The organism is Bacillus sp. FSL W8-1141 (genome assembly GCF_038593205.1).
Classification (GTDB): Bacteria; Bacillota; Bacilli; order Bacillales; family Bacillaceae; genus Bacillus; species Bacillus altitudinis.
The window spans coordinates 1-14,404 of record NZ_CP151973.1 but is presented as its reverse complement, the minus strand read 5'-3'; the positions used below and the strand labels follow the sequence as shown (position 1 = coordinate 14,404).

Sequence of the window (14,404 nt, the reverse complement as noted above, 5' to 3'; positions counted from 1 at the left end):
GGAGAGAATGTTCTCTCAAAACTAGATAACAATGTTCATTTTTCACATTAGAATATAGGTTAAGTCCTCGATCTATTAGTATCTGTCAGCTCCACGTGTCACCACGCTTCCACCTCAGACCTATCAACCTGATCATCTTTCAGGGATCTTACTTCCTTGCGGAATGGGAAATCTCATCTTGAGGGGGGCTTCATGCTTAGATGCTTTCAGCACTTATCCCGTCCGCACATAGCTACCCAGCGATGCCCTTGGCAGAACAACTGGTACACCAGCGGTGCGTCCATCCCGGTCCTCTCGTACTAAGGACAGCTCCTCTCAAATTTCCTGCGCCCGCGACGGATAGGGACCGAACTGTCTCACGACGTTCTGAACCCAGCTCGCGTACCGCTTTAATGGGCGAACAGCCCAACCCTTGGGACCGACTACAGCCCCAGGATGCGATGAGCCGACATCGAGGTGCCAAACCTCCCCGTCGATGTGGACTCTTGGGGGAGATAAGCCTGTTATCCCCGGGGTAGCTTTTATCCGTTGAGCGATGGCCCTTCCATGCGGAACCACCGGATCACTAAGCCCGACTTTCGTCCCTGCTCGACTTGTAGGTCTCGCAGTCAAGCTCCCTTGTGCCTTTACACTCTGCGAATGATTTCCAACCATTCTGAGGGAACCTTTGGGCGCCTCCGTTACATTTTAGGAGGCGACCGCCCCAGTCAAACTGCCCACCTGACACTGTCTCCCTGCCCGATAAGGGCAGCGGGTTAGAAGGTCAATACAGCCAGGGTAGTATCCCACCGATGCCTCCACCGAAGCTAGCGCTCCGGTTTCCAAGGCTCCTACCTATCCTGTACAAGCTGTACCAACATTCAATATCAGGCTGCAGTAAAGCTCCACGGGGTCTTTCCGTCCTGTCGCGGGTAACCTGCATCTTCACAGGTACTATAATTTCACCGAGTCTCTCGTTGAGACAGTGCCCAGATCGTTGCGCCTTTCGTGCGGGTCGGAACTTACCCGACAAGGAATTTCGCTACCTTAGGACCGTTATAGTTACGGCCGCCGTTTACTGGGGCTTCAATTCGCACCTTCGCTTACGCTAAGCGCTCCTCTTAACCTTCCAGCACCGGGCAGGCGTCAGCCCCTATACTTCGCCTTACGGCTTCGCAGAGACCTGTGTTTTTGCTAAACAGTCGCCTGGGCCTATTCACTGCGGCTTCTCGGGGCTTTAACACCCTAAGAAGCACCCCTTCTCCCGAAGTTACGGGGTCATTTTGCCGAGTTCCTTAACGAGAGTTCTCTCGATCACCTTAGGATTCTCTCCTCGCCTACCTGTGTCGGTTTGCGGTACGGGCACCTCTCACCTCGCTAGAGGCTTTTCTTGGCAGTGTGGAATCAGGAACTTCGCTACTAAATTTCGCTCGCCATCACAGCTCAGCCTTCACGGGAAACGGATTTGCCTATTTCCCAGCCTAACTGCTTGGACGCGGATATCCAATACCGCGCTTACCCTATCCTCCTGCGTCCCCCCATTGCTCAAATGGTGAGGAGGTGGTACAGGAATATCAACCTGTTGTCCATCGCCTACGCCTTTCGGCCTCGGCTTAGGTCCCGACTAACCCTGAGCGGACGAGCCTTCCTCAGGAAACCTTAGGCATTCGGTGGACGGGATTCTCACCCGTCTTTCGCTACTCATACCGGCATTCTCACTTCTAAGCGCTCCACCAGTCCTTCCGGTCTGACTTCACTGCACTTAGAACGCTCTCCTACCACTGTTCGTAAGAACAGTCCGCAGCTTCGGTGATACGTTTAGCCCCGGTACATTTTCGGCGCAGAGTCACTCGACCAGTGAGCTATTACGCACTCTTTAAATGGTGGCTGCTTCTAAGCCAACATCCTGGTTGTCTAAGCAACTCCACATCCTTTTCCACTTAACGTATACTTTGGGACCTTAGCTGGCGGTCTGGGCTGTTTCCCTTTCGACTACGGATCTTATCACTCGCAGTCTGACTCCCAAGGATAAGTCATCGGCATTCGGAGTTTGACTGAATTCGGTAACCCGGTAGGGGCCCCTAGTCCAATCAGTGCTCTACCTCCGAGACTCTTACCTTGAGGCTAGCCCTAAAGCTATTTCGGAGAGAACCAGCTATCTCCAGGTTCGATTGGCATTTCACCCCTACCCACACCTCATCCCCGCACTTTTCAACGTGCGTGGGTTCGGGCCTCCATTCAGTGTTACCTGAACTTCACCCTGGACATGGGTAGATCACCTGGTTTCGGGTCTACGACCACGTACTCATGCGCCCTATTCAGACTCGCTTTCGCTGCGGCTCCGCATCTTCTGCTTAACCTTGCACGGGATCGTAACTCGCCGGTTCATTCTACAAAAGGCACGCCATCACCCGTTAACGGGCTCTGACTACTTGTAGGCACACGGTTTCAGGATCTATTTCACTCCCCTTCCGGGGTGCTTTTCACCTTTCCCTCACGGTACTGGTTCACTATCGGTCACTAGGGAGTATTTAGCCTTGGGAGATGGTCCTCCCGGATTCCGACGGAATTTCACGTGTTCCGCCGTACTCAGGATCCACTCTGGAGAGAACAACATTTCAGTTACAGGGCTGTTACCTTCTTTGGCGGGCCTTTCCAGACCTCTTCGCTTATATCGTTCCTTTGTAACTCCGTATAGAGTGTCCTACAACCCCAAGAGGCAAGCCTCTTGGTTTGGGCTGTTCCCGTTTCGCTCGCCGCTACTCAGGGAATCGCATTTGCTTTCTCTTCCTCCGGGTACTTAGATGTTTCAGTTCCCCGGGTATGCCTTCTCATACTCTATGTATTCAAGTATGGATACTACTCCATTACGAGCAGTGGGTTTCCCCATTCGGAAATCTCCGGATCAAAGCTTGCTTACAGCTCCCCGAAGCATATCGGTGTTCGTCCCGTCCTTCATCGGCTCCTAGTGCCAAGGCATCCACCGTGCGCCCTTTCTAACTTAACCATTTCTTACTTTAGAAAGAATCACTATGTGTGATGAACTTTGCATTGCATTCAATGTGAATGTATTACTTATTGTTATCTAGTTTTCAAAGAACACGTTGGTGGAGCCTAGCGGGATCGAACCGCTGACCTCCTGCGTGCAAGGCAGGCGCTCTCCCAGCTGAGCTAAGGCCCCGATTTAATAGAAGATGGTGGGCCTGAGTGGACTCGAACCACCGACCTCACGCTTATCAGGCGTGCGCTCTAACCAGCTGAGCTACAGGCCCATCTTTCATATCGAAGATATGATGTTGTAGGATCTTTTGCAAGTTCCTTCAAAACTAAACAAGACGAAAAACGTACGCTGCTCCATATATCCTTAGAAAGGAGGTGATCCAGCCGCACCTTCCGATACGGCTACCTTGTTACGACTTCACCCCAATCATCTGCCCCACCTTCGGCGGCTGGCTCCATAAAGGTTACCTCACCGACTTCGGGTGTTGCAAACTCTCGTGGTGTGACGGGCGGTGTGTACAAGGCCCGGGAACGTATTCACCGCGGCATGCTGATCCGCGATTACTAGCGATTCCAGCTTCACGCAGTCGAGTTGCAGACTGCGATCCGAACTGAGAACAGATTTGTGGGATTGGCTAAACCTTGCGGTCTCGCAGCCCTTTGTTCTGTCCATTGTAGCACGTGTGTAGCCCAGGTCATAAGGGGCATGATGATTTGACGTCATCCCCACCTTCCTCCGGTTTGTCACCGGCAGTCACCTTAGAGTGCCCAACTGAATGCTGGCAACTAAGATCAAGGGTTGCGCTCGTTGCGGGACTTAACCCAACATCTCACGACACGAGCTGACGACAACCATGCACCACCTGTCACTCTGTCCCCGAAGGGAAAGCCCTATCTCTAGGGTTGTCAGAGGATGTCAAGACCTGGTAAGGTTCTTCGCGTTGCTTCGAATTAAACCACATGCTCCACCGCTTGTGCGGGCCCCCGTCAATTCCTTTGAGTTTCAGTCTTGCGACCGTACTCCCCAGGCGGAGTGCTTAATGCGTTAGCTGCAGCACTAAGGGGCGGAAACCCCCTAACACTTAGCACTCATCGTTTACGGCGTGGACTACCAGGGTATCTAATCCTGTTCGCTCCCCACGCTTTCGCTCCTCAGCGTCAGTTACAGACCAGAGAGTCGCCTTCGCCACTGGTGTTCCTCCACATCTCTACGCATTTCACCGCTACACGTGGAATTCCACTCTCCTCTTCTGCACTCAAGTTTCCCAGTTTCCAATGACCCTCCCCGGTTGAGCCGGGGGCTTTCACATCAGACTTAAGAAACCGCCTGCGAGCCCTTTACGCCCAATAATTCCGGACAACGCTTGCCACCTACGTATTACCGCGGCTGCTGGCACGTAGTTAGCCGTGGCTTTCTGGTTAGGTACCGTCAAGGTGCAAGCAGTTACTCTTGCACTTGTTCTTCCCTAACAACAGAGCTTTACGATCCGAAAACCTTCATCACTCACGCGGCGTTGCTCCGTCAGACTTTCGTCCATTGCGGAAGATTCCCTACTGCTGCCTCCCGTAGGAGTCTGGGCCGTGTCTCAGTCCCAGTGTGGCCGATCACCCTCTCAGGTCGGCTACGCATCGTCGCCTTGGTGAGCCGTTACCTCACCAACTAGCTAATGCGCCGCGGGTCCATCTGTAAGTGACAGCCGAAACCGTCTTTCATCCTTGAACCATGCGGTTCAAGGAACTATCCGGTATTAGCTCCGGTTTCCCGGAGTTATCCCAGTCTTACAGGCAGGTTACCCACGTGTTACTCACCCGTCCGCCGCTAACATCCGGGAGCAAGCTCCCTTCTGTCCGCTCGACTTGCATGTATTAGGCACGCCGCCAGCGTTCGTCCTGAGCCAGGATCAAACTCTCCGAAAAAGTACAAAACCGAAGTTTTGCTTTTCGCCAGTTTGACTGACTACCTATGATGTATCATAGGATTTTTTTATAAAAACTCGAATTAACAGGTACGTTTTGTCTTGTTTAGTTTTCAAAGAACTTGTTTGTCACTCTCTCAAAGCGACCACTTAAATATATCATATATCTCTATCAATAGTCAACATTTTTCTTGAAAAACATTTTATTTTTTTAAGAAGTTTTTGTTATGAAAGAGATAAAAAATAGAGCCTCTTTTTGCTCCTTTGAAAGATTAACACATATCTATGAAAAAAGCATTATAAACTTCAAAAAAAATCATGTTTTTTCAAAAAAAAATAAAGCCGGTGAAAAACCGGCTTTATTTTTACTCAGATTGCTCTTGATCTGACTCTACATTTTCTACGTTTTCTTCACTATTCTCTTCATCGTCTTCTGGTGATTGTTCTACTAATGCCACTGTAGCGACATGTTCATCATCACCTAGACGGATCAGACGGACACCTTGAGTGACTCGGCCTGTTGTGGAGATATCTGAAACGGCCATACGAATGATGACACCACTGCCTGTGATAATCATCAAGTCTTCTTCAGCTTCAGCGTTAGTCGCCTTCACTGCAACAAGCGGACCGTTGTTGTCAGTGATCTTGCACGTTTTCAGACCTTTACCACCACGGCTTTGGACACGATATTCTTTTTCAGGCGTTAATTTACCATAACCTTTTTCAGTTACGATCAATACATTTGCATCTGGCTCAAGGATTTCCATTCCAACGACGATGTCATCCTCAGAAAGTGTGATCCCTTTAACTCCAGCTGCTGTACGTCCCATTTCACGAACATCTGTCTCGTCGAAACGAATGAGCATTCCTTTTTTCGTTCCGATGATGATTTGTTTTTCACCATTGGTTAAACGAACAGCCATCAATTCATCTTCATCACGCAGGCTGAGTGCAATCAAACCGTTGTTACGGATGTTTGCAAATTGAGACAATGACGTTCGTTTTGATACACCGTGTCTTGTTGTAAAGAAGAGATACGAATCTTCATCAAATTCGCTGACTGGAATAATGGCGTTTATCCACTCTCCCTTTTCTACTTCAAGAAGGTTAATAATCGGAATCCCTTTCGCTGTTCGTCCGAATTCAGGGATCTCATAGCCCTTCGCTCGATAGACCTTCCCTTTATTAGAGAAGAAGAGAATCGTATCGTGCGTAGATGTTGAGATCAGCTGTTCAACGAAATCATCTTCGTTGGTTCCCATTCCTTGTACACCTTTACCGCCTCTTTTTTGACTGCGGTATGTTGATGCAGGCAGGCGCTTAATATAACCATTATGAGTCAGTGTGATCACAATATTTTCAACAGGAATCAAATCTTCGTCTTCGATTGTTTCTATACCCGCTGTCACAATTTCTGTGCGACGCGTATCATTGAAGCGTTCTTTGATTTCTGTTAATTCTTCTCTAATGATTTCTAGAACTTTCTCATTGTCTGCTAGAATGGCTTTCAATTCAGCAATCAATTCAACAAGCCCTTTGTATTCATCTTCTATTTTCTCTCTTTCTAAACCAGTCAAACGCTGGAGTCGCATATCGAGAATGGCCTGTGCTTGTTTTTCAGACAAGCTATAGTTTTCCATCAAACCATTTCTTGCAATTTCAGCAGTTTGAGAGCCTCTAATTAAGGCAATGACCTCATCTAAGTGATCAAGCGCAATTCTTAAGCCTTCTAAAATATGAGCTCTTGCTTCCGCTTTACGCAATTCATACGCCGTTCTTCGACGAATGATCACTTTCTGATGCTCAAGGTAATATTCAAGACATTGTTTGAGAGACAACACTTTCGGCTGTCCATCAACAAGTGCAAGCAAGTTAATACCGAAGGACGTTTGAAGTGTCGTTTGTTTATAAAGATTGTTTAATAGAACATGGACGTTTGCGTCTCTTCGTAGTTCAATGACAATTCTCATTCCATTACGGTCAGATTCATCACGAAGATCTGTAATGCCATCAATCTTTTTATCACGGACAAGATCAGCGATTTTTTCGATCAAACGAGCTTTGTTAACCTGGTAAGGAATCTCATTGATGATAATGCGCTGCTTACCACTAGATGTTTCTTCGATATTTGACTTTGCACGTAATGTAATAGAGCCGCGTCCTGTTTCATACGCTTTACGAATACCGCTTCGGCCAATGATTTGTCCAGCAGTTGGGAAGTCTGGACCTGGAATGATGTCCATTAGTTCCTGTGTCGTCATTTCAGGATTTTGACTAATTGCCAATACCCCATCAATCACTTCACCTAGTTGGTGAGGCGGGATATTCGTTGCCATCCCTACAGCAATTCCAGTTGCCCCGTTCACTAATAAGTTTGGGAACCTAGCAGGCATAACGACTGGCTCTCTTTCACTGCCATCGTAGTTATCTTGATAATCAATGGTGTCCTTTGTGATATCACGCAGGATCTCCATCGAAATTTTAGAAAGACGTGCCTCGGTATAACGCATGGCTGCTGCACCGTCTCCATCGACAGAACCAAAGTTCCCGTGCCCTTCAACCAGCATATTACGATAGTTGAAATCTTGCGCCATCCGAACCATCGCTTCATATACAGCGCTATCACCGTGAGGGTGGTACTTACCGATAACTTCCCCAACGATACGTGCAGATTTCTTAAATGGTTTATCACTTGTCATACCTAGGTCATTCATCGCATACAAAATTCTTCGATGCACGGGCTTCAATCCGTCTCGCACATCTGGTAATGCACGCGAAACAATAACACTCATTGCATAATCTAAAAAGGACGTACGCATTTCATGGCTAATATTCACTTCGCGTACATTTGGTGTATGTTGTTCACTCACTATAAGAACCTCCCTTTACGTATCACATGAAATAAATTATGTGGGAGTAAATATGTATTTATCTTCACAAGACTATTCTCCATTATATCAATAATCTTGCCTTTATACACATTTATTTACTAGAAAATCAACGAAACGCAGAAAACCAGGACATTCGTTTCACGCCCCTGTTTCTTGAAAAACAACCTTATTCCAAACAAGAAATAAGGTTGCTCTCAAGGGGGGATACCTATCTAAATATCAAGATTTTTTACGTATTGTGCATTTTCTTCGATAAAGTTACGTCTCGGCTCTACTTTATCTCCCATTAGCATTTCAAAAGTCTCATCAGCATCGATTGCATCCTCAAGTGTAACTTGAAGAAGTGTTCTCGCATCAGGATCCATTGTTGTTTCCCAAAGCTGAGTAGCATTCATCTCTCCAAGACCTTTATAACGCTGAAGTCCAGGTTTCGGTGTTTGAGGCAGTGTTTTTAACAGTTCATCTAGCTGTTTATCGTTATACACGTATTCAACACGCTTTCCTTGCTGCACTTTATATAAAGGCGGCTGTGCAATATACACATAACCGTTTTCAATGATTTCACGCATGTAGCGATAGAAGAATGTTAGGAGTAGCGTCCGAATATGCGCTCCATCAACATCAGCATCAGTCATGATCACAATTTTGTGATAACGTGCTTTCTCTAAAGTGAAGTCTTCTCCGATTCCGGTCCCTAGCGCTGTAATCATTGAACGAACCTCGTTGTTAGATAAAATTTTATCTAGTCGTGCTTTTTCAACGTTTAGGATCTTCCCTCTTAACGGTAAGATCGCTTGGAAATGTCGATCACGACCTTGCTTAGCAGATCCGCCCGCAGAATCTCCCTCTACGATATAAAGCTCAGAGATGGATGGATCTTTAGAAGAACAGTCTGCCAGTTTCCCAGGCAAGCTAGAGACTTCCAGTGCACTTTTACGTCTTGTCAGCTCACGTGCCTTTTTGGCAGCCATTCTTGCACGAGCTGCCATCACACCTTTCTCCACAATTTTCTTTGCAGCATCAGGGTTCTCTAAGAGGAATTTCTCAAGTGCTTCGGAGAAGAGGGAGTCGGTAATGGTTCTTGCTTCTGAGTTACCGAGCTTTGTCTTCGTTTGCCCTTCGAATTGAGGGTCTGGATGTTTGATAGAGATAATGGCTGTCAAGCCTTCTCGTACATCTTCTCCGCTCAAATTCGAGTCTCCATCTTTGAATACGCCATTTTTACGAGCATAATCATTGATGACACGCGTCAGACCGGTTTTAAAGCCAGCTTCGTGTGATCCGCCTTCATATGTGTTGATGTTGTTGGCGAAAGAATAAATATTGCTTGTATAGGAATCGTTGTATTGCAGTGCAACTTCAACTGTGATTCCGTCTTTTTCACCCTCGATGTAAACTGGTTCTTCATGAACGACTTCCTTCGAGCGATTCAAATGTTCTACATAGCTCTTAATACCGCCTTCATAGCAGTATTCGTTTCTTCGCTCTTTGCCATCACGTAAGTCTTCAATGATGATGTTGACGCCTTTTGTTAAGAAAGCTAACTCACGTACACGGTTAGCAAGTGTGTCGTAATCAAATTCAATGGTTTCAGTGAAAATTTCTGGATCTGGCACAAAATGAGTGGTTGTCCCTGTTACATCTGTTTCACCAATGATCTCTAAATCTCCAACTGGAACACCGCGTTTGAATTGTTGATAATGAATTTTTCCATCACGGTATACAGTCACGTCTAAGGTCGTAGATAACGCATTAACAACAGATGCCCCTACACCGTGCAGACCGCCAGATACTTTATAACCGCTGCCGTCAAATTTACCACCAGCGTGAAGAACCGTCATAATCACTTCTACAGCAGGACGTCCCATTTTTTCGTGAATCCCAACAGGAATTCCGCGGCCGTTATCTTTCACTGTGATGCTATTATCTTTTTCAATTTGCACTGTAATGTCTGTACAATAACCAGCTAAAGCCTCATCAATACTGTTGTCGACAATTTCCCATACAAGATGGTGAAGTCCTTTTGCACTAGTTGACCCAATGTACATTCCTGGACGTTTTCTAACCGCTTCTAGTCCTTCGAGCACCTGTATCTGATTTTCATCATAACTATTATGTTGCTGTTCCATTGCCACGTACATTCACCTACACTTTTCTTAAACGATATATTTATATGAATTGAGCTTTTAGACTTCAATTTCAATCACAAATGAAGCACGTTTTTTGAGCGTGCTTGAGGAAAGAGGAGAGTAATACACGGATTCAGTTGTGACGACGATGGATTTGGGTGTCCCTTGTGACAACGAAATGATTTGTTCTTCTTGTTTTTGAAGAAATTCCTCTACAACAGAAGATGACCTCATTTTGTAATCAACAATTGCGACAATCTCTCGTGTAGAAACAACACAATCATCACCTAAATGAATATACAAGACTCACACCTCATTTATCAGTCAATTACTTTTCCACTGGCTACTCTGAAAATTTCCGCTTCTTTCAGGGTGGCGTGGTCGATGCCTTCAACACTCGTAGTGGTGACAAAGGTCTGTACACGTCCCTGAATGGTATGGAGCAAATGAGACTGTCTGTAATCATCAAGTTCAGATAAAACATCATCGAGCAGAAGAATTGGGTATTCACCGATTTCTTCATGAATCAGATCAATTTCTGCCAGCTTTAGTGAAAGAGCTGTTGTTCTTTGCTGCCCTTGAGAGCCATATGTCTGAACATCCCGACCATTCACAAAGAAAAGAAGATCATCTCTGTGAGGCCCCCATAGCGTCACCCCTCGGTCTATTTCTCTGTCTCTTAGTTTCTGAAACGATTCTTCATAGCTATTTTTTATTTTCGACAAGTCTGACGCTTCTGATACCTCTATGGCCGTCTGGTATTGGAGCGTGAGCGTTTCCAGCTCTCTTGAAATCCCAAAATGCAGCGGCTGCGCCCATTTTTCGAGCTGTTTCGTAAAAGTCAGTCGTCTTTTGACAACCTTCGCTGCCGCATCAATCAACTGCTCTGTTAAAATCTCTAGCATCGCTTGATCCGTTTGCTTTCTTGTTTGCAATTGTTTCAAGTAATGATTTCGCTGAGTGAGGATTTTTTGATAGAGCGATAAATCATGCAAGTAGACAGCAGACACTTGTCCAATCTCCATGTCGAGGAATCTTCTGCGGATTTGCGGGCTACCTTTCACAAGGCTGAGATCCTCTGGTGCAAACATGATGGTGTTCAAGGCACCAACATAATGACTGAGTTTCTGTTGTTCAATGTGATTGACCTTGCCCTTTTTTCCTTTTTTTGAGATCACGAGCTGCATGGGGAGTGGACCATTTTTTTTGATGACTCTACCTTCTATTTTAGCATAGTCTTCGTCCCATCGGATAAGTTCTTTATCATTTGACGTACGATGAGACTTTGCCATCGACAATACATAGATCGCTTCCATCAGGTTCGTTTTACCTTGGGCGTTCTCACCAATCATCACATTCACCTTATTGTCGAATTGAAGCTCGGTGTGTTCATAGTTTCGGTATGAAGTTAACGCCAGACTTTGAATGTACATGTATTGTCACCCGTTTCTAATTCACAACTTGAAATGTGCCGTGACCTTCTATCTCGACAACATCACCTGGGTATAATTTGCGTCCCCGTCTATTATCTGGCTCTTGATTGATGAACACCTCATGTTCACTTAAAAACCACTTCGCCATTCCACCAGATTGAATGACTTCCGCTAATTTCAAAAACTGCCCTAATGTAATCATTTCTGTTTCAATCGTTATCAGATTAGGCATTGTATCGACCTCTTTCAATATCACTAATATCTAATTGTACTAAAAAACAAGACAAGAAGGAAAGGGGGAAAGCGAACTGGGATGAAAGAAAGCTGAGGAAACGAGGAAAAAAGCTGCTGTGCGCTCACACAGCAGCCATTTTAGACCAAATTAATACGTTCTAACTGGAAGAATCAATTGCAAAATGGAATCATCATTTGGCGTGCGTAATAGGAATGGTCTCATTGCGCCAGTGAAACTGACATGAATCTCTGTTCCCTCTAATACTTTTAAAGCATCAAGCATATATTTCGGACTGAAAGAGATTTTGAGATCCTCCCCTTTAATGTCATCTGCTTGCACCGTTTCAACTACTTTACCGATTTCAGGCGAGTTAGAAGAGATTTCAAGGCTTTGCGCAGGATCAGCAGAAAGCTTCACCACGTTGTTACGCCCTTCTCTTGCTAAAAGTGATGCGCGATCAATCGCTTGAAGGAATTCTTTCGTATTCACCACTACATCTGTTTTACTTTCTTGCGGAATGAGGCGAGCTGTATCTGGGTAATTACCATCCAGCAACCTTGAGAAGAATAGCACGTTCTGTGCTTTAAAGAGAACCTGTGTCTCCGTAATGACGATGCTCACAAGATCTTGTCCATCATCAAGAATTTTACTTAGCTCTGTTAAACTCTTTCCTGGAATGACCACATTGTACGAGCTTTCCTCGTTAATATCCAACTTCGCTTTTCTTAAAGCAAGACGATGGCTATCCGTTGCTGTGCATATTAATTCACCTTTTTCAACCTTCCAGTTTACACCTGTCAAGATAGGTCGTGTTTCTGAGGTGGACACTGCGAAAACCGTTTGACGGATAAGGTTTTTAAGCAAATCTGTTGGAATTTGAAAAGCATGATGCTCTTCAATTTGTGGCAGATGCGGATATTCTTCAGCATCTAAGCCGTTTAAATTAAATTCTGCTGAACCAGAGCGGATGATGGTCAGATGATTTTGTTCTACCTCAATTTCGACTGTAGACATAGGCAGTTTCTTAACGATTTCGCTAAAGAAGCGGGCTTGCAGCACAATACTTCCTGGTCGATCAATTGTAATGACTTCTAAGTCTCCATCTCTTTGAGGAATAAAAGATTCGATTGAGATATCAGAATCGCTCCCTGTGAGAGAAACCCCTTCATCAGATGCAACAATTTTAATCCCTGTCAAAATAGGAATCGTTGTTCTAGAGGATACGGCCTTTAATACATCTTGGACACTTTCAACAAGACGATCTTTTTGAATCGTGAATTTCATAGTGGTCCTCCTAATTTTTCTTAATGACATGTATATATATTTATTTAATAAAAATCGTAGAAGTACTAGTAGGGCTTGTGAATATGTGGATAAGTCAGTAGAAAGAAAGGAAAGACAGCCTATCCACATGTGGACAGACTGTGTATGACTATGCTCTAGTTATTCACATTTTCCCGTACTTATTATATCAGCTAGGTTATTTTAATTGTTCTTTTATTTCTTTGACATGCTGCTGAAGCTGTTCATCCTCAACCATTAATTTCGAAATCTTCTCATGAGCATGAATGACAGTCGTATGATCACGACCTCCAAATTCTTCTCCTATTTTAGGCAGAGAGGAGTCGGTCATTTCTCTAGAGAGATACATGGCAATTTGTCTTGGATAAGCAACTGACTTCGTACGTTTCTTCGCTTTGAAATCCTCTAAACGAATATTAAATTGCTGCCCTACAATTCTTTGAATATCTTTAATTGTAATGACCCTTGGCTTCGACGATGGAATGATGTCCTTTAGCGCCTCAGCTGCTAGATCTGCATTGATGTCTTTATTGATTAAAGAAGAGTAAGCAACAACACGAATCAAAGCACCTTCCAGTTCCCGAATGTTGCTGTCAATTTGATTGGCAATATAAAGCATGACTTCATTCGGAATGTCTAAACCTTCTGCTTTTGCTTTTTTACGTAAGATCGCAATACGCGTTTCTAGATCTGGTGGGGTAATGTCTGTAATTAAGCCCCATTCGAATCGAGAGCGTAATCTGTCTTCAAGTGTCGGAATTTCCTTTGGCGGCCGGTCACTAGAAATGACGATTTGCTTACTTTCTTCGTGAAGTGTGTTGAATGTATGGAAAAACTCTTCTTGTGTTTGTTCTTTTCCTGCTAAAAATTGAATATCATCTATCAAAAGCACATCTACATTCCGATAGCGATTACGGAAATCGACTGCTTTGTTGTCCCGGATTGAGTTGATAAATTCATTTGTAAATTTTTCAGATGATAGATAGACCACTTTGGCTGATGGATTATGGTCGATGACGTAATGACCGATCGCATGCATTAAGTGAGTCTTTCCTAAACCAACGCCCCCATAAATAAAAAGCGGGTTATATGCTTTTGCTGGTGCTTCTGCGACTGCAAGTGAAGCTGCATGAGCAAAACGGTTGCCTGAACCAATAACAAAAGTATCAAATGTATATTTTGGATTCAGCATATTTTGTGGAATTTCAACGGGTTCTTCTTTCGACATTTTTTTGATTGGAGATTTTGGCATGGCTACCTCTTCGTCCTGATTTTGAGGAATGATAAATTTGATGCTGAGCTCTTCGCCTGTCAGTTCATAGATGGTATCTGCAATTAAGTGAAGGTATCTTGACTCGAGCCAGTCCCTCGCAAATTCATTAGGTGCAGTAATAGTCAGCGTATCTCCTTGAAGAGAATGGGCTTTAGTGGACTTCATCCATGTTTCAAAACTAGGTTTGCTCAATTTTGTCTCTATTTTTTGAAGTGCTTTATTCCACAGATCCAAAATATTTTCCAT

At 44.8% G+C, this 14,404-nt stretch carries 7 protein-coding genes, 2 tRNA genes and 2 rRNA genes; all 11 read right to left on the bottom strand.

Going from position 1 to position 14,404, the window contains the following annotated elements:
- Positions 1–55 precede the first annotated feature (55 nt).
- Positions 56–2,986, bottom strand: a 23S ribosomal RNA gene (locus NSQ52_RS00055).
- 98 nt (positions 2,987–3,084) lie between these two features.
- Positions 3,085–3,160: transfer RNA gene (locus NSQ52_RS00050), tRNA-Ala, on the bottom strand.
- Positions 3,161–3,174: 14 nt separating this feature from the next.
- Positions 3,175–3,251 (bottom strand) — tRNA-Ile (locus NSQ52_RS00045).
- 96 nt (positions 3,252–3,347) lie between these two features.
- Positions 3,348–4,896: ribosomal RNA gene (locus NSQ52_RS00040) — 16S ribosomal RNA — on the bottom strand.
- Together the 16S and 23S rRNA genes with 2 tRNA genes alongside form the textbook arrangement of a ribosomal RNA operon.
- 364 nt (positions 4,897–5,260) lie before the next feature.
- Complete coding sequence (gyrA, locus tag NSQ52_RS00035; protein ID WP_017359864.1) at positions 5,261–7,765, bottom strand: DNA gyrase subunit A; 2,505 nt, start codon at positions 7,763–7,765, stop codon at positions 5,261–5,263.
- Between the two features lie 233 nt (positions 7,766–7,998).
- Positions 7,999–9,915, bottom strand: coding sequence for a DNA topoisomerase (ATP-hydrolyzing) subunit B (gene gyrB, locus NSQ52_RS00030; protein WP_342474122.1), 1,917 nt, complete (start codon positions 9,913–9,915; stop codon positions 7,999–8,001).
- 57 nt (positions 9,916–9,972) lie between these two features.
- Complete coding sequence (locus tag NSQ52_RS00025) at positions 9,973–10,218, bottom strand: extracellular matrix/biofilm biosynthesis regulator RemA family protein (protein WP_008360920.1); 246 nt, start codon at positions 10,216–10,218, stop codon at positions 9,973–9,975.
- A 17-nt stretch (positions 10,219–10,235) separates the two neighbouring features.
- The gene (gene recF / locus NSQ52_RS00020) at positions 10,236–11,348 is read right to left on the bottom strand and encodes a DNA replication/repair protein RecF (protein ID WP_007497487.1); all 1,113 of its coding nucleotides are present in this window, start codon (positions 11,346–11,348) and stop codon (positions 10,236–10,238) included.
- A 16-nt stretch (positions 11,349–11,364) separates the two neighbouring features.
- Positions 11,365–11,580, bottom strand: coding sequence for a S4 domain-containing protein YaaA (gene yaaA, locus NSQ52_RS00015; RefSeq protein WP_008347598.1), 216 nt, complete (start codon positions 11,578–11,580; stop codon positions 11,365–11,367).
- Between the two features lie 150 nt (positions 11,581–11,730).
- Positions 11,731–12,867, bottom strand: a complete 1,137-nt coding sequence (dnaN, locus tag NSQ52_RS00010) for a DNA polymerase III subunit beta (protein WP_008347596.1) — start codon at positions 12,865–12,867, stop codon at positions 11,731–11,733.
- Positions 12,868–13,063: 196 nt separating this feature from the next.
- A complete protein-coding gene (dnaA, locus tag NSQ52_RS00005) occupies positions 13,064–14,404 on the bottom strand; it encodes a chromosomal replication initiator protein DnaA (RefSeq protein WP_342473793.1) in 1,341 nt (446 codons plus the stop codon).

Coding starts and splice junctions, on each gene's coding strand:
- gyrB (WP_342474122.1), bottom strand. CDS start 9,915: ATGGAACAGCAACATAATAGTTATGATGAAAATCAGATACAGGTGCTC.
- recF (WP_007497487.1), bottom strand. CDS start 11,348: ATGTACATTCAAAGTCTGGCGTTAACTTCATACCGAAACTATGAACAC.
- yaaA (WP_008347598.1), bottom strand. CDS start 11,580: ATGCCTAATCTGATAACGATTGAAACAGAAATGATTACATTAGGGCAG.
- dnaN (WP_008347596.1), bottom strand. CDS start 12,867: ATGAAATTCACGATTCAAAAAGATCGTCTTGTTGAAAGTGTCCAAGAT.
- dnaA (WP_342473793.1), bottom strand. CDS start 14,404: ATGGAAAATATTTTGGATCTGTGGAATAAAGCACTTCAAAAAATAGAG.